Genomic DNA, 19,439 nt, shown 5'->3' with positions numbered 1-19,439 from the left:
TCATCTTTGATATCATTCTGAGATTGCAAACCAGCTTGGAGTGCCCTTAATGGCAGTCCACATCTTTTCTGGCAAACGAATTTGTTCCACTTTAGAAACTTTAAGTTCCACATCAATCTCATCTTCACGACCATTTTGTACCAACTCTACCCAGTTGGGATTCATAACCAATGCTTGTCCAATAACCGGCAATGGCAATCCCATATCAAGCGCCTTAGCTACATCATCCGGAGTTCTCAGGAATCCTGCTGCTAGAACAGGGACTCTCCCATTTACGTGTGTTACAATAGCTTGTGCAATCGTATCCTCATCCTGACTCCCCATTGGTTTGGAACTCAAGACGTTGCTTAATGATGCATGCAAGTAGTCTACTTTCTCATCTATAAGACGATCAATTAATGCATACGTATCCTGAATACGTAATCCACCTTCCTGAGATTCTTCCGGAGATATGCGAAATCCAAGTACAAAAGGTTTAGATGCATGTTGTTTGATCACTTGATTAATTTTCTCAACAATAGCAAGCGGGAATCTCATTCTGTTCTCAAGAGATCCACCCCATATGTCTGTACGTTGGTTAAAGAATGGAGAAAAGAAATTTTGAATTAGGAATCCGTGTGCTCCATGTATTTCTACACCATCAAAACCCACTTCGATCGCTCTTCTTGTCGCCTCACCAAAGGCTTCAATAATCTCCAAAATCTCTTCATGAGGTAATTCTCTAGGTTGAACATGTCCTTCCATAAATGCTGTCGTTTCTGTTTTCAACGCACTTGAACTCACGACATCTGCATTCGGTATCAATTCAGGTATGGCCTTATTACCTGCATGGAAAATTTGAAGAATAGCTGGTGCACCACCACTTTTAGCTGCATCCGCCAATTTTTTTAAGCTTGGGATAAACTGATCGTCATACGATGCAAACTCACCACTAAATCCAAGACCGTTGACTGCTACGTGAGTACATCCCGTGATGACCAAGCCAACTCCTTTGACCCGCTCACGATAATAATCAGCTTCAGCATCTGATATTGTCGCATCCTCGTTACTGGACCAAGTTGTCATCGGAGCCATAACCAATCGATTCTTAAGCGTGATTCCATCTTTGAGCGTAAAATTTTCAAACAGTTTGCTATACTTTTCTTTCATGACTTAAAACTCCTTAGGTGTTAAATTTCTTAGTTGAGATGTTTTTTTATCTCATCAAACAAATGCGAAAACCCGTTGTAATATGACGTATATTTTATGGAATGCAATACTTACTCCCTATCCATTTTGTTTAGTCCCAGGTTCCATCCGTGCTAACGGATAGGTCTTTCCATAGCTCAATCTGTTCTATTTGATTCTTAACGACGGTATCAGCCCACGTTAACCCATCCGACCCAGCAATAAAGGAAACTGGGGGATTCTCTATTTGTGAAAGTTTAAGGATTACTTGTGCAAGTTTTACAGGATCCCCTGCCTGTTGATGATTACGATTGTCATGGAATTCGCGGAATTCTGCTAGAGGTTTCGCATACTCGGTAATGCCTTGGTCCGTGTATTTAGCCGAGGAAGTGTCCAAGAAATCGGTTCTGAAGAATCCAGGTGAAACAGCTGTCACTTTTACATTAAAATGAGCAAATTCCTCCGCAATTGCCTGCGAAAAGCCTTCTACCGCGAATTTGCTGGAATTATATATGGAACCACCGAACACTCCCTTTAAACCAGCCACAGAAGAAATATTTAATATGCGCCCACTGCGTTGTTTTCGCATATAAGGAATCACTTCGTGAGTCATGGCCATTAACCCAAATACATTGGTATCGTATTGTGCCTGTATCTCTTCCATTGTACTCTCTTCGAATACACCTAGATGACCATAGCCTGCATTGTTAACTAGCACATCGATGCGCCCAAAACGATCGATTGCTGTCTTTACAGCGACTTTAATTTGATTCTCATCCGTAACGTCTAAAGCAAGTGGAAGCAAGTTCTCAGCATTACCTAGTGCATGGATAACCGCATCCTTTTTCCGTCCTGTAGCGACAACCTGCTCTCCAGCTGCCAAGGCTACTTTAGCAATTTCAGCTCCCATACCTCGTGTAGCTCCAGTTACAAACCAAACTCTTCTCATTGGACGACCTCCATCTACTTAATTTATCTGACAGTTTTATCGTTTAACGAGTTGTATATCCTCCATCAATATCCAGTTGTTGACCATCAAGAAAGGGTACTTGCCTGTGTGTGATACTTCCACTAGCTGTAACCATTCATTTTCATTTGCCACATTGTGCATTATAAAAATTAGTTTTTTCAGCAACGGTTTTGGAACAGATTTTTGGTGTTTCCTCTCCTGAGTCTAATCTGATTAAATTCTTCCCAGTTCTCGTACAAGCACTTCACTTACATCAACATAACTCGGTTGATCAATGGCATAAGCGATAGCGTCTGCGATAACCTCAGCAGGTAGAGCAGTCTTACGAATTTCTTTTAATCCTGCCGCGCTAGTCTCATCGGTGATATCCTGACCCAGTTCTGTTTCTGTTACCCCAGGGCTTATGACGGTTACTTTGATTTTACCGCCGGATTCTTTCCGCAGTCCTTCTGAAATTGCTCTAACTGCAAATTTCGTACCCGCATAGACGGCAGCGGTAGGTTCGACCACATGTCCTGCCGTAGAAGATGTATTGATGATATGACCATACCCTTGCTTTTGCATCACAGGTAGGGCAGCAGCTATTCCATAAAGCACCCCATTGATGTTGACACTGATCATCTTTTCCCACTCATCCACTTTCAGCTTGTCCATTGTTGACAATGGCATTACACCGGCGTTGTTGATGATCACATCTACTTTGCCATACATATCAACGGCATGCTGAACCAAATTCTCCACATCACCACGTTGAGTCACGTCGGTAACCTGAAACGTAGCAGTACCACCCGTTGCTTGAATAGAAGTCACAAGCTCCTCCAGGTTTTCCTTTCTTCGAGCTCCTGCTACAATTTTAGCTCCCTTTTGGGCTAGTAATTTTGCCGTTGCCTTTCCAATACCACTGCTTGCTCCCGTAATGATGATTACTTTATCCTGCATGATGTGATCTCCTCTCGAGTTAGAAAATGTCCTGATTTTGTAGGATTTATGTTCACTTTATTCGTCAAATCCTGTAGAGGTAGCCGGGTTTTTCCATACTTTCATTTCTTTTTGAATATGATCGATTTTATTTTCAGCAAGTTTATAAGCATCTTCCCCGACAAATAGATGCAAAGGTGGATGTTCAACTTGACTCATTTGGATCAACAGATCTGCAAACTTATCCGGATCTCCGCCTTGATTATGATCATTTTTACATAAATTTGTTTTTGATTTTTGACGAAGTTCGTCATAATCCTCAGAGGGACTCGAATCTTCCCATACCAATGAACCGGATGACAAAAAGTTAGTACGAAAACCACCTGGTTTTAATGATGTTACATGAATACCTAGCGGTGTTAATTCATGTGTCAAGGCTTCAGTCAAACCATCGACCGCGAATTTTGCAGCATTATAAATTGTGCTTACGGGAAAACCAACATAGCCTCCGATTGAGGAAGTATTAAAGATATGACCATATTTTTGCTTTCTTAATTGTGGAAGTACATTGCGAATTACATTAAAAGTACCGAATACATTGACATCAAAGTTTTTGCGGGCCAGTTCATCAGATATTTCTTCAAAAATACCAACTTGACCATACCCTGCGTTGTTAAAAATGATATCCAGACTTCCGAATTTGTTAACTGTAACTTCTACAGCCTCTTGGATTGCCGTTTCATTCAACAAATCCATTTCGAGCGGTAGAAAGTTGTCATGTTTGCCTACTGCCTGTTGCAAATCCTCAATAGACCTTGATGTAGCCGTTACTTTATACCCCTGTTCCAACAATTTCTTGACTGTGGCTAGACCCAGTCCCTTCGATGCACCAGTTACAAACCAAACTTTATTTTTTCTCATCGGTTATCATTCCTTTCTTAGCCTTATGATGAAGTGGCTGATGTTTTGATTTTAAAAGCTCCTCTTGGATAAACAGGCATCATCGTGGAAATCACTACTTGAGGATTACCGCGAACACTGTTACAATGCCATCATAGTATATTCGAGTAACTCGAAGTCAACACCTAAGGGGGATTTATTTTGTTAGATCAGACTACTCACGAACCTAAATACACTGTTAAAGATGTATCTGAAATGACCGGTCTTACAAAACACACGATTCGATATTACGATGATCAGCATTTAATTCCATTCACTTCAAGAAACGAACGAAACATTCGATTATTTTCTGAACATGATCTGGACTGGCTACGTATGGTTCATTCTTTGCGAATCTCTGGATTGCCAATATCAGAAGTAAAGCATTACATTGATATGTGCCTCCAAGGAGATGAGACCATTCCACAACGGGCAGAATTGATCGCACAGCAGGAAGAAGCACTTGAGAAGAAAATTCATGAGTACAACATTCAATTAATGCACATTAAGAAAAAGAAAGCTTATTATCAAAACGTATCGATGGGTCAAGCGGATGATACATGGAATCCTGTTCATGGTCCCGATTGTGGTGCAGAATCTCAACAAATTCAACGGGCCGTCAAAGTTCAAAACTGACGATAGTAGTTAGTTTAATACTTCGTGTGTACTCGAAGTCAAACTTTTATCGATGAAATTGCTGAATTAACTTTTATGATCATTGGTTATCAATATAAAACAACTCCAATCGCCAATTACAGCGAATGGAGTTGTTTTAATTCATTACTAACGTGTTTTTATGAAAATCTGATATGTTTAATGTGATAAGCCAAACCTTTTAAAAGGACTAGCTACAGATCTACCATCTTAACAAAAGTCTTTTTTTCTCTTGTCTACTAAAAGGGTCTTCCGCGACACCTGTTACAGATAATCAATCACTACCCCTAAGTATTAATATTGTTTAGATAGTCATCAATTTGGCAACCGGGACAAGTATCTGTATCGAATTTAGATATTTGTTACGAATAAACAAAAAGATTTGACCATATAGCTTCTCTTTTCCAGGGTAGTAGGGAACTTTATGTCAAATTCCAGTCTGGTAGGGAACTTTATGTCATTCTACACCCCCCTTTGAACCAAACTAACTAAGGGAGCAAATTTTAAATTTTGCTCCCCTCACTCACTAGGTCCGATCCAATATTAGATCTGATCGAGATCGAATAACGTGCATTTCTGGTGTAACTATATTCAAGCTCTCCGTAAATGTATTCGAGTTAAATAATAGTGGATTGGTCTCGTATAGGTGTTCTTCAAATACAATACCTGTAACTTCTGTAATCGCTGTTAAGGAAACTTGATACATCGTTAAGGTTTCCATTCTTTCTAGAAACCCGAATGAGCTTGAAGTATGGAATTCCCCCTCATTTCTCCAATAGTCATCTTGTAATATTTTGAAAGCGGTGGAATGTAGTTTATCATCGGTTCCAATATAAAATGCGACTTTCCAGAAACCAGCCGGTATTTTAATTCCACAGCCTAGGGGTTTTCTAAATCCACAATATTCTCGATCACTCTCTGTATATATTGGTCCTGTGAAAATAGAAAGCTTTTTGTTTTTACTTTCTGTTCTTTCAATTATCCACCTCTCAATGTCCCCCCATTTTGTAGCGTGAAATTTCTTATGTTGGGGCACGATATTCGCAAAGCAAAAGGAATCACAATCTGCATCATTACCCTCTACGTCTTCTCCCCAGCCTACATCGTTTCTTCTGACTAGATGACCTCGATCCCATAAATCTACTTGGCCTCCGGCGTAAAGCCAGTCTCCTACTTGATTTCCCTCACCGATTCGTTCATCAAAATGCCAGTCATTACATCTGTCAATTCGCAAATCTTGTTCTAGATCCGTATTGTTTGCTCCGTAAATTGCAAATTTCCTGTCCTTATTCATAACGATTGAAAAATGAGTGAAAGGAAATATTTTTCCTTCCTCTACTGCTATCTGAACAATATCTTCCCTTAACTGAGGAAAAGGAATGGGGTATTGCTCCCCCAGAAAAGTCTCATTAAACCCTTCATTTAATCCCATCTCGTGTACACCTCTTTCTCATCATCACAAAACGCGCTTTATTGTCGTCTTAGACAGAAGTATCAGTTTCTAACCATCCCTTTGAACGATTGATCGGTAATAGCACATAGAGCTCCTTTAATTTTTTTACATCATGTTGAAACCACTTCCTTATCCATTTACAATACTCCTCACTCCCAAGATGCTCTTTACAACCAGTCATGTTTACTTTGTCAATCAAATGACCCACCATCATACCTGACATGATTGCTTTTAAGACACCGTGTGATGAGGCAGGATCCAGCACAGAAGCAGCATCACCAACTAAATAGTAGCCTGGACCAGCAGGTTGTCGAGCTGCTCTCCAAGTCATATCTGCTCCGAGAGTTTTGCCTATTGGAGTTAATTCCTGATATTCTTTTGGAAGCCACCCTTTTTTCAGTGGAACATTGTTGAAAGATAGGCGTGTCCACTGGTACATGCCAGCTCCAATCTTTGCTGTCCATGTCCATCCTTCATGATCGGCAACAATAGCAGGTTCATCATCATGGAGATGGCATTCTCCTTGTACATACCCATATCGTGCAATAAGTTGAGGTGAATACGTATCCATTGGTAATTGCAACTTTTTTGCTAACCAGTGCTGACGCCCAGTACCATCGATTAGAAACGAGGACATCAATTGACCTCCTGCTGTAACGACGCCTACCACACGATTATTTTGTATAATCGGTCTCAGCGCACGATGCCGAAGATAAACCTCTACGCCCAAAGACATCGCACGCTCGAGCAAAATGGAATCAAATTCGGCACGTCGTGCCTGGTATCCATACCAAACACCTGTTTCATCAGCACCAAACGGGACAAATTGACGATCTTGCTCCCATGTAATCCAGTGTCCCTTATGACGTAAAAAACCTGCTTGGTGGACGATCTGTGCAACACCTAAACGGTGCAATACAGGCTCAATACCTGGATGTAATGTTTCTCCCGGTTTTTGTCGTGGGAAAGACTCCCCATCGATCATGGCAACTTTGAGTCCCTTACTTGCGCAAGTGATTGCAGTTGCTGCCCCAGCTGGTCCACATCCAATAACAATGACATCGTACTTTTCATTCATTCCCATTCTTATATGTCCACACTTCATCTTCACATGTTACGTAACGAAGTAAAATATTCGGCCCACTTACAAATAGGATGACTCTTTCTTTGATTGTTAATCGGATCTTTTTACTATTACTTTGTGTAATAGCATCTCCTGACTTATACACATCAAATCGATAGATATTACCTGCAAATTCAGTTCTCGTTTGCAACTGGGCTCTTTTCAGCTCTTCATTATGACCTGCAACTACTTGAAAAGATAAAACTCTCCATTCACTTTTTTGTCTATTTAAGCTATTTTCAGGGTTTGGGCTTGGAGCCAATCCTAACGCTTTATAAACATAAGCCATCGTTAAAAGCCTTTGCTTATACTCCGTAACATCTATTTTTCCGGTAAGAGACAAAGTGAATTTATTGTTCAAAGCATTTTCAACATAGTCTGCATGAGATAAACGATTGTACTCCACTTCACCTTTGGTTTGATCTAAGATTGGACCTGGAACACCATCCCAAGGTAAACCCTCCACAATGCCAAGCTCCTCATCGGTTAACGGGCATACCGTAGGATATGTTGTTTCAAACGTCCTTGCGGCATCCGGGGCAACTGCGGGCCAAAATGTACTCAAGGCTGCACACAGCTTGGCATCTTCAGGGAATGGACTTCCTAGACCATAACCCGCAATAAATTCTTGTCCTTCCTTGCTGAGATCGTAGCTTACGTCCCAACCTGGTGCGAAAACTCCAGAAGCCGCATCCGGCAAATAGGAATGTCTCGTTGTAAAAGGGACACGTAACGTTGTTTCATCTGGAATTTGCTCATACAATGTCGATACGATCGCCGTTGTCGTGTCATCGTTTAGACTAAACACTGATGACCCTTCATTAGTTAATTTTATATTTACAGGGTATCTTATATCAGATAGCGTGTAAGGCAAGTCATCTTTGTTTTCCCAAACATAAATTTTTATAGTTTCATTCACTTCCTTCTCGTACCATTCCATTAGCTCTCTCTGGTCACAGTTCGGGAAGAAGTCTGGGGCTGTTACCATAGAATAGGCAGGGTAATATTGTATATCCGTTATTTCTGGACAGACTGCTTCTATCCATCCATCCCCTGTATAGTCTTTATAATGAATGGCTTGGTAGCCTCCTCTCCTTACCTTTTTTATCATCTCTTCCACTGTCATATTGTTGAGGTTCTGTGGGCTTCCATTGTCTAAGAGTTCATGACGTACATGTACATATTCAGGCACTGGTCTTCCGAAAATAACATTCTTTGTTTCCTCAAGGCTCTGCTGCTCTTTATAGAAACGAAATTGTAAACTTGAGGAAAAGGGCCGAATATCTAAACCTGAAATAGTCCCTTCCTCTAAATCACTGCTTTCAGGAACAATGAAGGTCAGTAACTTATTGTTATATTCTGCTTTTTCAATAAGTGCTGGATGTACATCAGGGACAAGCACGTGAGGTCCAAAATCAGGATTACCGGACCATGCAGCTATTCCCTCAGTGAAATAAAACGGCGGCTCATGAATATCTGGTTCTTTCCAGCCGGTATCATAAGTTCTTTCACCCACATATTCTTTATCATTTAAAACCTGATGTATACGACGAATTTTCTCGTTAACAAGAGTCGCCTTAAGCTCTAAAGTTAACTTCAATGGATTACCTTTATCGTCTTTTAAACATTCCGAACCGGTAAAAATCTTGTGAATAGGTACCCAAAACATTCTATCTTTATCCTCTTCTGCAACCTCAGCGATACTCATTGGTCCAAAATTCCCTGAATCCCCTTTTTTTTGGACTGCTAAGTAAGCTGAGTACCGCGCGGGTAGGACTCTAAATGCAAAATCATCGCCTTCAAAAAAGGGAAGAAACCCTCGGGTTTCGGGGTTGTAAAGGGGCTCCTTCGTCCCAACTCGTGCTACCCCAGTGCGTGAGAAACAAACATCAGCATGTTTTCGATGAACTGTTTCTGGTGAAGGGCGATATTCCGTCGAAAACACTACAATGGCTAGATCTCCACCTGCACGCTGGTGCAGTTCAGATAAGCATGGTGGCTTGATGCCATAAACATAATTCTCGACGACATCAAGCTCAGCTAACGTTGGAAATACAGACAGTGGTAAACCATTAAGCCCCAGATTGACATTCGGTGAAGCTAAGGCGTGATAAAGCAAGCTTCTAGCTGGGTAGCCAGGTTCAATACCCCGATTTCCTTCAATTGAGAAATCTTCAAAACCTTTTATCGTACGATCAATCTTTAATTCTTTACTCAGCTCTCCCTGCAAATCCGGTGCAGTGATATCTACTCCATGTATCAGAAGTAAATCTCTCCACCCGTGCGGAGCAAGCCGTTTACATATTTGTTCGACCTGTTTTGTTAATAAAACCATCATATACATCCTTTCATTTGTTTGTATGACTTACTTTCAGTATGGGCGTAATTTCGACAAGAAATTCTCTTTTCATCCTAATAAAACAATTAATTCCAAATTAAAACACTTGGACCTATGGAATAACAAATAATTTACAACGATCGATTTAGGATAACCTTCTTTTGTTATTCCATTGCCTCTCCATTAACGAATTAGATATACGCCATTTAACGGATAAAACTATTTCAGAATCCATCAATAAGGAGAATTTGGAAAGAAACATTTAAATCGGAACATGTTCTGTCCGCGTAGAAGAGAGAACTAGTACCGATTTTCCATCCAAAGCCGCTAATAAAGGCGAATTTGAATGGAACAATTTGCAATCAAGTTTATGCCAGAAAGCGGCATCCTTGACTGGAATACTTGCTGCATAGGAAGTGTCTACATGTGAAAAGGACGGCGAATTTGCCGTCCCTTTTTCACTCCCCTATTCAATGGTTGTCATTGAAGGCAGCAGGTTCAATAACTCCCGCTACCATACTTCACAAGCGATGCTTGCAAGATATCCAGTTGTCGGATGATCCGATATCCTTGCTCTGTTCCTAGGGGTTGGAGGATGACCAAAGCTAGATGATCCAGAAACTCCTGGAGCTGATTCTTGAACGTGTGATAGTGCGCAACCAAAACCTGATTGGTTCCGAGCGCCGGCTTCATCTCCAGCACTTGCTGTAATTCATCTACCCTGGGCAGGCGTTCATCAGTTTTCACCTCACCCTCATTCGGAAAAGCCAAGACAGCCGTCTGCAGCGCACGTATAACCGGACTGGAAAAAACCGGTATTTGCAACGGGATTTTTTTATTCCTCAAAATTTCCCCTAACTGCCGCGCCTGTGTTTTCCCCAACTCGCTTAAAGGGTCTTCATCACCATTGCCCCCAACAGGCCGGGCATGGCGAAAGTACAGATTAAAGCCACCCTGAAGCAACAGCGAAAAGGGATCCTCTCTTTTCGCCGGATGCTGAAGCATATCCATAGCCCATCCAGTTTTTGAAGTTTTATGCTGGATTGGGAGCAAGTTCTGCTGGGCCAGCAGACTCTCCATTGTCCGGTGGCTGCTCTCGGCCGCCTCTAATCCTGTCGCCTCTGTCGATATCTCCACGATGGAATTGCCGGCCACCGTCCAGATCTCCACACTCTCTTGAAATCCATCCTTTTGCCCCTTATACTTTAGAGCAGTTATTGGGCCTAACACCCTGGTTTCTGTCAAAATGGCGCTAAAGTCGCGTTCTCCCCATTTTTGAGTCTTCAGCATTGGCGGGGCATTTTCATTCAGAATGCCTCTCCACTCATCCAAGTTATCCTCTTGGACGATCTTTGCTTTTACTTCATAGGAAAGATCAAACGTAAGGTCAGCTCCGCTCCAATCAACCTCTTGTTTGCAGGTGGGGTCCTCAAGATCAAATCCAAGCTCCTTTGCATGATCCATTACCTGCTGCAGATCTTGACCCTCAGAAAAGTTAAACCTCTTCTTATAGGTGATTTCCCATTGATCTTTATTCGGTTTCAGCCGGGCACGTAATATCCAATTATCGCGGAAGAAATCCTGTTCTGGCGTATCTATGAAACGGATATCGATCTGTTGCCCCTCCGATTGATCTAAATGCACAAGCTCTGTGCGCAATGTATGCTCATCCGTAAGCACCTGGTTGGCATCGAGCAGAAACTTGATTTCATACTGCGTGTCTACATTACTCAATGCAAAACCCACTCCTTTCATATGTTCACAAAATCCACATGTCGGTAAATTTGTTCCCTAAAAACCGTTCAAACGCGAGATCAGTGCCCTCAAATCGGGTAGATTGCCAATCCGTTGGCTGGCAGGTCTGCCTGGCGCGTCCTGCTGCGGACTGCCCGTTGTGCGCAGCATCTCCCGCACTATTGCGTAGGGCAGTTGCCTTCCACCGCGGGTCAGATGAATACTCTGCAAGCATGCCAGAGCCCCGACAACAATTGGAGATGCGCTGGAGGTACCGCTGAACTGGTCGGTATACCACGAATTCTCGCCGCTGCCCCGTGATAGATCGCCATAACCGGTAGTTGTCACTTCCCTTCCCCAACCTTGCGCGTCAATCGCCGATCCATAATTGGAGAAGTCCAGTCTGGATCGTGCGGGACCGTGATTTCGTCCATGGGTTCCTTTCGGGGGAGCGCCTGCTCCGACAAGAATGGCTCCGGAATCCCTTCCTTGTCTGCGGAAGGGATTGCTCCAGTTGGGAGGAAAACCATCTTTGGGCTGATCGTAGATCGGAGCATCCAGATTTTCGCCGCCGTTCCCCGCCGCCTCCACAACAAGAATCCCTTTAGCAACAGCATATTTTATCGCAGCCAACATATCGGGGTACCATTCAATGGCAATGTATCCCCGTTGATCGGGACGCCAGACATAATTATAGTGCGGACCGGGGACATGCATTTCCAGCAGCAAAATATCGCCGGTCCGCAATTGATCGGCCGCTTTGCGTATCGCTTCCGGGGCGCAAATCCGGATGGAATCCAGCAGCACGTCAGGGCTGTCACCTGCGGACGCGCAGCTTTCATTCCAGGCGATGCCCGCTATGCGCGCTTCGGGGCAAATCCCTTTAATCCCTTTGGCATCGTGATCCCCGCCCATCACCCCAAGCACGGCAGTTCCGTGATCGTTATAGTCATTCTCCGTACCAATGATACCTTGCTCATTGACCTGCAAATCCTCATGTGAAAAGTTCCATCCGGTTTCAAGATCAATGATCCGCACTCTGTTACCATAACCGCCGGGCAGGGTCCAGGCATAATACGCATCAATCCCTGTCGGTGCCGCATTTAAATAACCTTGCCGTTCGCCGAAATCCGGAGTAGCTGACGGCAAGGGGGATACTTCCTTCTCCGCTTCCAAAGCAACTGGGTGGGGAATTTCCGGTTCAGGCCGCACATAAGCACCTTGAATTCGGCTGTCTTGACGTAATTTCTTGGCGATCTGATCCAATTTATCATCGGGAGCGTCGACCCTGTAGAAGATGTGCAATCCTGCTCTGGCCTCGGCCATCTCAGCGGTCATTTCAACAGTCTCAGCTTCAGCTTCCTGTTCCCGTGCAAATAAAGGAAGCAGTTGAAAGGATTCTCCCATCTCCGCAGACAATTCCGACAATAGCGTGTGGACTGTAGGCAGCGGCTGAATCAAGGAGCTCTCTGGAGGATTTAATGCACCGGGGTCTGATATAACAATCAGCTCGCGCCTGTTCTCAGGCTTGTGCCCAGCCGCCGATGCCCGACTCATACCTTTACCATTTCGTGTTCGGATTCTGCGGATGCTTGCGGAGATGCGCCAGCTTCCTTCCATTTCAGCACATTGGCGTATACATCACGGTTAATCCGGGTACCGGAGTTGCTGCCGGTGGCTGCACAACCGCCGTAAGCGTGAATACAAATGACTTGATTAGTCTCGCCTAGACATACCGGACCTCCGCTGTTACCTTCCATTGTGTCCAGTTTGTAATATACTTTTTGCGCCTGCACGTTATCGACAATCCCCTTCATGTACCACTGTGTGCCGTTTTTATCGGAAGGATAGCCTGTATTCAATATAGGCTTTTGATTGATAGTGTCATTAGGATCATACCTGAAGCCAAAATAGCCAGTGTTGTTGCCTATGGTAGAATTTAGAATGATTGCCCCGTAGTCATACTCCTGATTCCCTTCTTGAACCCAGCCGTTGACGGACCAGAAATGCTCGGTAGTAACCGTGAAACGTCCATAAGGTTCGCGTCTTTCATCTTTACCCGGAATGACAACTATCGATTTATGCCATTTTCTAGTTTCGCTGTCAAATACACAATGCCCCGCAGTAATCACAGTACCCGGACCACATAGCCACCCCGTTCCAACGCCCTCACGTCCATCATCCAGTGTAATAATTAACCGGCAGACCGCGGACCAGGAGAATTTCGCCGTATCCATTACTCTAAGCCTGTCATCAAGCTGGCAGACTTCCTCTTTATTCACAAATAGCAACGACTCAATGGATGGAAGGTGTTTGTCTTTGATATCTGTTTCCGCTGTCCCCCGATTGGAGAGGGTACCTGTTCCTTGAAAAGCTTCGGTCTGCGCCGAATCAGCCGCTGTATTGGCAGGGGCGACTACAACTTCTCCTTTACCGTTCACCATATTATGCAATGTATCAGCCATCTAAATCACTCCTTACGACTATTTGTACATATTCTAATTATCCGGCATTTTTGCTCTTCTAGATTAGGCATATTCACTGACATTGACCGGGTGTTGCCGTAAATGTTCCTCCAGCAGCTTGTCGGCGGTAAGATACAACAGACCGTTGCCTTCAACGGATTTAGGCCTTCCCAGCGGGATCGTCCGCTTCGTCAATTGGGCGTAAAGCTCCGGCTCGGTTAACTGACGGTTAAACTGTTCCGCACTTTGGCAGCTATTGATCAGCAGCGCCAATGCCCCGGCTACATGCGGGGCAGCCATCGAAGTGCCGGAAAGAATTTTGTAGGGGATGGTTTTATCCTCCGCCAGCTCCAGCGGAAACGTCGATTTGATCTCCACACCCGGAGCTAGCAGATCAATTTCATTGTTCATCGTCAGGAATGGTGCCGAATCAGAGTTGAAATTAATGGCCCCCACTGAAGTCGATTCATTGAACCCGGCCGGATAACGAAACTCTTCTTTTCCCGTATTTCCGGCTGCACACACGACTATAATATCGTTGTCCACTGCACGCTTAACGGCATCATGAATCCCTTTGTGGTCAGTTGCAAAAGACAATGACATCGAGATGATCTGTACATTTTGGTCAATCGCATAATGAATCGCCTGGGCAATCCATTCCGGTCTTCCACGCCCTTGACGGTTGAGAACTTTCAGAATCAGCAGCCCCGCTTCGGGAGCAATGCCTACCACGCCGTCCCCATTCTTCGTCGCAGCGATAATCCCGGCCACATGCGTTCCATGTCCGTTGTAGTCCTTGTACACGCGAGGAATTCCATCGTCATCATCGGTGAAGTTCTTACCGCCCATAATCCGCTCGCGTAAATCGGGATGTTCGGCATCACAGCCGGTATCCAGGACTGCGATCATAACTCCCTTCCCATAATTTCCTTGTTCCCAGTATTGCGGGGCCTGGATCATCTGCACGCCTTTCGGGATTTCTTTCACATGCTGCTGCACACTTACCGTTTCGAACGGAGGCAGCTGTACGTCATCTGCATTGTCTACTAACGTTGACATGATTCACCTCTTGTAACAAATTTCAGCTTTTAGCTGCGTGGTTATTATTTGAGCATCTTTTCATATCATCCACTCCTTTTTTTGTTAACGTGTTAAGCCACTGCAGTGCATTGCCAATTTTCCAAAAGTTAATCCGGATACTGGGTGATCCTTGGTTCATAATATAGTTTGGTTAAAAAATACTCATTACGAAAAGGAGTAACGTCAATGACCGAACCGCAGAACGCATTGAAGATTTGTGTCATCTTGAAACCCCCTGCTGACAAAAACAACGAAGCGGTGTCCATCGCAATAAAAGAACGGGCAGATAATGCCGGCTCGCTTGAACTTGAAGCCGACGACTTGGAGAACATGACCGCCCGCAATGAAGTCGGTCCTGAGATTGCCCTTGTGGTCCGAAAACTGTGGCGAAACGGTAGAACGCTACGCGTCCGCTTTCTGGACGGAGAGCCTGCGATTCAGGCCAAGGTCGTCCGTTGGGCCAAGGAATGGGAAAAGTATGCAAATATCACCTTTGATTTCGGCGATCACCTGGTGACTGAGATCCGGATTACCTTTCTCGACAAAGAGAAGGCCTACTCGGCCGTAGGGACGGATGCGCTGTTATTCAATACTGGGGCAACCATGAATTTCGGCTGGTTTGACCAGGATACCGAGGAGTCGGAGTTCGAAAGAACCGTCATGCATGAATTCGGCCATGCCCTGGGATGTATTCATGAGCACCAGAGTCCATCGTCTGGTATCTGCTGGAACGAACAAGCTGTTCTGGAGCATTTCCGTAGAAGCGGCTGGGACGAGGAGACAACAAGACACAATGTATTGAATAAAGAAAACCCCTTAAATACAAACTTCACTGCATTTGACCCCAAATCAATCATGCTGTATCCTTTCCCGGGTAAATTGACCTGCGACGGAAGAGGTACGCCGTTCAACACCACCCTGTCGGAAACGGATAAAAACTTCATGCGTCAAATGTATCCGGGCGTAGCCACGCCCGCACCGGAGCCGGTCATGGGCTGATAATTCACACTTGGATCAGTAAATCAGATGAACCTGTTCTGAAGACTCCGGCATTGTAGAAACATCCCCATCATTAAGCTGTTTTATTTTATGTAAATAACCCCAAGACCCTTTATCTTGTTCTAAAGGGCCTTGGGGTTATTGTGTTAAGCTTTCGAGAAAGGATATGTGTGAACACCACATTATCCCGGTAAGCACTGAGCCTCACAATTGCCATCGCGGCCTTCCCTCATATTCCCGAGGCCAACAAACGGATTAGTCAAATTACAGGGGCGGAGTTTGGGCCTTCTTATGAGGAGCTTCTAAACGAAGGTAGCCTAGTTCTGGACTCCGAGATTGCAGCAATCGGATTTAATGCTCTGCGTTCACTGGCCCCTGACCGCGCAATCGATCTCGCTTCTGCGATGCAAAAGGCATTTTATTATGATGGCTTAAGCCTTAGCAATCCACAGACGTACTATAAAATTGCGCTGCAGAAAGACCTTGATGCTGATGAAGTGATGAAAATACTGAATGATCCAGCGGCAATTGCCGAGGCACACGCAGAGTTTGCCCAAGTACACCGCCTTGGAGTAAACAGCTACCCGACACTTCTTCTCCGTTATGGAAATGAGTTTATTTCATTAGGCGCGACGATGAATATAGAGGAACTTGGAGAGCGTCTAGCTAGTACAGTTATTGCGAAGCAAACTAAAGGGGATCAATGTACACTGGGTAATAAAGAAGGCTGTTGGTTTGAATTAAGCAAAAAGGGATCTATGATATTGGATGACCCCCCTATCCGTTATTCTAAATAGGCAGGATATAGGGAATGTTAAGTCATCATGACCACCCGTTCACCGAGTGGTCATGAAGGTTTCTTTATGTTATACATCATGGGAAAATCATAGTTATTGGTAAATTTTATGTCCCTCCTGCTGTTCTGCAAAGTAAAGTTCCATCGGTGTGATTGCATGATTTTGTCTGAATTTATTCTTGTACGTTTCAAAATTCCAACTTTCCAGAAATTTCGTTGCTGTAACATGTCCTGATTGCAGTAAGAAACGCTGGTCTTCTTCCGTCAAATTGAACTTCGTCGTTGTTACTTTTCCAGTAGGAATAAACATCGTTCGTTCTTCCGTATGTTCATCTACATGTCTTTGATCGTGGGCCTGTAACATCGTTTTGAATATTCCTTTGAGTAAAGAAACCGGACCGTTGATATCCATAGATTGGGCATACGTACGCTTTTCTGACAGCCGGAAGCCAAAGGTCGGCCACTGTGGAATCCCCTCCACATCAAAGAGCCAGATCGGAAAGTTACTGAGCATGCCTCCATCCAGCATATAATACGGTTTCTTCTGTAATGGCGTATGCCATAGATAAGGTTTAAAAAAGAAAGGCAGTGTTGTGCTCATTCGCACAGCTGCAGCAATTGGAAATTCAGATGCTTTCAGTCCGTAATGAGGCAAATCATTAGGAAAAACGACGATCTTACCATTACTTATATTCGAGGCGATAATGGAAAGCTTTCCTTCTGGAAGATCTCCAAACGTTACAATGTTCTTACGTTTCAGCCAATCTGTCATCACTTGCTCTAAAATGTGATTGCTATAGATTCCAGAGTCAAATATGAATGGAAGGGTCTTGTTAAACAGAGGCAACCTGCTTATTCCTGTCCGTCCGAGCAGCTTAGTATAATCTAGCGAGCTCATCAAATTCCGAATTTCAGCACTGTTGTAACCGCAGGCTAACAATGTCGCAACAATCGCTCCAGCTGAAGTACCTGCAATTTTGTTCCAAGTATAGCCTCTAGCCTCCATCACCTCTATGGCTCCCACAAAAGCAATTCCCTTGACCCCCCCGCCTTCAAAGACTGCATCTGCCTTCACTTGAATTTCCTCCTTACAAAATGAAATATTTCCTGGTTATTATTAGCTTTGTAAATTAAACTATTCACGTTGAGGATATGTTTGTTATGCTTGCTTCCCCCTTCAATCGGTTAACCCTTGTGCCGAGCGATCCGCCCAATTCCTCCCCAACGGCTTCAAACAGCTGTGATGGCAGACATACCCTCAAGCGTATAAGGAATTTTCGGGCGTTGTCCTGACATAAGTGTTCTGGCGAGGGCTTCAAAATCCAGTGTAGTGTGATGGATAAAATAGGTAGATAAGTTTGTGTCCCGATTATCAAAACGAATCACCCTGTATCCTTTTGCCGCCAGCATCTCACAAAATGGAACAGTCCATCGGATCATTTGTGTTCCCGGCAGGCAATCAGGAGCATGGTTTCATGCTTTTCATCGCTATAACTGTCATAAGCAAGATCAATACCGTTAACGTTTAACATATGGTCATATAAGGCAGCATGCAGCACGGTATTACCAAACCGCCATAGTAACTCGTTCATTAGATCCATACTGCCGTCCTCATCACATTGCTTACGGAACTGAGGAACATCAGTAAATGACATTTGTAAATCCTGACTCACAAGACAAAATGCCGAACATCTCGAAAGATCCTCTTTGTTCTATCCAGTAATTTATCTCGACATCTCCTCTTATTGAGATATGAAAGGACATTCGAGGATAGGCTTTTAAGGAAACGCCTTTATCGCGCGCAGATATCGGCATAGTCCCAAGGAGATTCTTAAACGCTGGTGCGAACGCTTCCGGCGATTGGTATCCATATTTCATAGCAACATCGATTACCCTCGCATCGTTTGCCTGCAGTTCAAAAGCCGCTAATGTCAAACGACGACGTCTGATGTACTCGGATAACGTGATTCCTTTAATGAAAGGGAACATTCGTTGAAAATGATAGGTAGAGCAACAGGCAATCTGCGCTATTTCATCATATGAGATATTGTTCTCCAAATTTGTTTCGATATTATCGATTGAACTTTTCATCCTCTCCAACCAATCCATCGTTCTCCCTCCCTTCGAGTTAAATACTATCGTAAATAAAAAAGACTTTCCTTGCATTTCCTGCACCAAATTGTCAGCATCGTTCGCATCCCCTGAAGACCAATCCCAACAAATCTTGTCTAATTAAGTTCTCCTAAGAACATGTTCTTGTCCAATACGGTAATCGGTAGAAGTTTTTGTCCTCAGCAGCTACTTTCAGTCCGATATTTCGCTTTTTTAATACCTAGCAACCGTGTTTAACCTCTCATCTTCTCAGTTGTCACATAACATTGTGAACATTTTCATGTATTATGGTACTTAATGAATCTTTAAGTGCATGTGATCAATGTTAGATCTCCATCTAATCGGTAATCGGCTTATGATCTTGTCCATTCCGGCAATCGGTACAAGTTCTTGTCCTTGGCTCGGGACAAGAACTTGTACCGATAAAATAAAAAAGCCGCTAAATTAGCGACTTCAATGGGACTATGTTCTTGTCCCTCGACATTTCTCCCTTTCTTCGAGCGACTTGCATTGCGGTACAAGCAAAAATACACCCCCTAGAATTTCATCGGCTAAACTCAGGGGTTTTTCCAATGTCTATTCTAGGGGGTGCACTTCATTTTCAAATGATGAAACTAAATTCTTCATCTTTTTCTTGCGACATTCTTGATCTCTAAAGCTGGCGTTTTTTTGTTTAGCGCGCTTCATGCAT

15 protein-coding genes and 1 pseudogene are annotated in these 19,439 nt (G+C 43.8%); 3 read left to right on the top strand and 13 right to left on the bottom strand.

Annotated features, from left to right (window positions below):
* Positions 1–12: 12 nt before the first annotated feature.
* From EL84_RS23055 to EL84_RS23040, 4 genes are all read right to left on the bottom strand, one after another.
* On the bottom strand, positions 13–1,149 hold the full coding sequence (locus EL84_RS23055; RefSeq protein WP_047843268.1) for an NADH-dependent flavin oxidoreductase: 1,137 nt from the start codon (positions 1,147–1,149) through the stop codon (positions 13–15).
* A 130-nt stretch (positions 1,150–1,279) separates the two neighbouring features.
* The gene (locus tag EL84_RS23050) at positions 1,280–2,116 is read right to left on the bottom strand and encodes an oxidoreductase (RefSeq protein ID WP_047843267.1); all 837 of its coding nucleotides are present in this window, start codon (positions 2,114–2,116) and stop codon (positions 1,280–1,282) included.
* 234 nt (positions 2,117–2,350) lie between these two features.
* Entirely contained in the window at positions 2,351–3,076 is a 726-nt protein-coding gene (locus EL84_RS23045; RefSeq protein WP_047843266.1) for an SDR family oxidoreductase, read from the bottom strand.
* A 57-nt stretch (positions 3,077–3,133) separates the two neighbouring features.
* Entirely contained in the window at positions 3,134–3,976 is an 843-nt protein-coding gene (locus EL84_RS23040; RefSeq protein ID WP_047843265.1) for an SDR family oxidoreductase, read from the bottom strand.
* A gap of 180 nt (positions 3,977–4,156) precedes the next feature.
* On the opposite strand from EL84_RS23040, the gene EL84_RS23035 reads away from it, so the two are divergent.
* Complete coding sequence (locus tag EL84_RS23035; RefSeq protein WP_053061579.1) at positions 4,157–4,630, top strand: MerR family transcriptional regulator; 474 nt, start codon at positions 4,157–4,159, stop codon at positions 4,628–4,630.
* A 544-nt stretch (positions 4,631–5,174) separates the two neighbouring features.
* Here the strand turns inward: EL84_RS23035 and EL84_RS23030 are convergent.
* The 7 genes from EL84_RS23030 to EL84_RS23000 all read right to left on the bottom strand — a co-directional run bounded on the left by EL84_RS23030 (position 5,175) and on the right by EL84_RS23000 (position 14,820).
* Positions 5,175–6,080, bottom strand: coding sequence for a DNA/RNA non-specific endonuclease (locus EL84_RS23030; RefSeq protein ID WP_047843264.1), 906 nt, complete (start codon positions 6,078–6,080; stop codon positions 5,175–5,177).
* A 49-nt stretch (positions 6,081–6,129) separates the two neighbouring features.
* Positions 6,130–7,185, bottom strand: coding sequence for an NAD(P)/FAD-dependent oxidoreductase (locus EL84_RS23025; protein WP_235431584.1), 1,056 nt, complete (start codon positions 7,183–7,185; stop codon positions 6,130–6,132).
* On the bottom strand, positions 7,172–9,562 hold the full coding sequence (locus EL84_RS23020) for a hypothetical protein (protein ID WP_235431583.1): 2,391 nt from the start codon (positions 9,560–9,562) through the stop codon (positions 7,172–7,174). Before EL84_RS23020 ends, EL84_RS23025 begins: the two co-directional genes overlap by 14 nt.
* A 498-nt stretch (positions 9,563–10,060) precedes the next feature.
* The gene (locus EL84_RS23015) at positions 10,061–11,296 is read right to left on the bottom strand and encodes a histidine phosphatase family protein (RefSeq protein ID WP_053061578.1); all 1,236 of its coding nucleotides are present in this window, start codon (positions 11,294–11,296) and stop codon (positions 10,061–10,063) included.
* 57 nt (positions 11,297–11,353) lie between these two features.
* Positions 11,354–12,853 carry a S8 family serine peptidase gene (locus EL84_RS23010; protein ID WP_047843261.1) on the bottom strand — a complete coding sequence of 500 codons (1,500 nt, stop codon included), beginning with the start codon at positions 12,851–12,853 and terminating at the stop codon, positions 11,354–11,356.
* Positions 12,850–13,761, bottom strand: coding sequence for a trypsin-like serine peptidase (locus tag EL84_RS23005; protein WP_053061577.1), 912 nt, complete (start codon positions 13,759–13,761; stop codon positions 12,850–12,852). The genes EL84_RS23010 and EL84_RS23005 overlap by 4 nt, the downstream gene beginning before the upstream one ends.
* Before the next feature lie 63 nt (positions 13,762–13,824).
* Positions 13,825–14,820 carry a S8 family peptidase gene (locus tag EL84_RS23000; protein WP_047843260.1) on the bottom strand — a complete coding sequence of 332 codons (996 nt, stop codon included), beginning with the start codon at positions 14,818–14,820 and terminating at the stop codon, positions 13,825–13,827.
* Between the two features lie 207 nt (positions 14,821–15,027).
* On the opposite strand from EL84_RS23000, the gene EL84_RS22995 reads away from it, so the two are divergent.
* Positions 15,028–15,840, top strand: coding sequence for a hypothetical protein (locus EL84_RS22995; protein ID WP_047843259.1), 813 nt, complete (start codon positions 15,028–15,030; stop codon positions 15,838–15,840).
* Positions 15,841–16,244: 404 nt separating this feature from the next.
* Positions 16,245–16,637: a hypothetical protein gene (locus EL84_RS30940; RefSeq protein ID WP_053061576.1), complete on the top strand. Its 393-nt coding sequence runs from the start codon at positions 16,245–16,247 to the stop codon at positions 16,635–16,637.
* A gap of 93 nt (positions 16,638–16,730) precedes the next feature.
* Here the strand turns inward: EL84_RS30940 and EL84_RS22985 are convergent, their stop codons facing one another.
* Positions 16,731–17,711 carry a patatin-like phospholipase family protein gene (locus EL84_RS22985; protein WP_047843258.1) on the bottom strand — a complete coding sequence of 327 codons (981 nt, stop codon included), beginning with the start codon at positions 17,709–17,711 and terminating at the stop codon, positions 16,731–16,733.
* 457 nt (positions 17,712–18,168) lie between these two features.
* Positions 18,169–18,745, bottom strand: a pseudogene (locus EL84_RS22980) (helix-turn-helix transcriptional regulator); the annotation flags it as partial.
* Between the last annotated feature and the right edge of the window lie 694 nt (positions 18,746–19,439).

It is taken from the genome of Paenibacillus sp. VT-400 (genome assembly GCF_001029205.1).
In the GTDB taxonomy this organism is placed as follows: Bacteria; Bacillota; Bacilli; order Paenibacillales; family Paenibacillaceae; genus Paenibacillus; species Paenibacillus amylolyticus.
The sequence above is the reverse complement of the archived record's forward strand: the minus strand, read 5'-3'. Positions and strand labels throughout refer to the sequence as shown.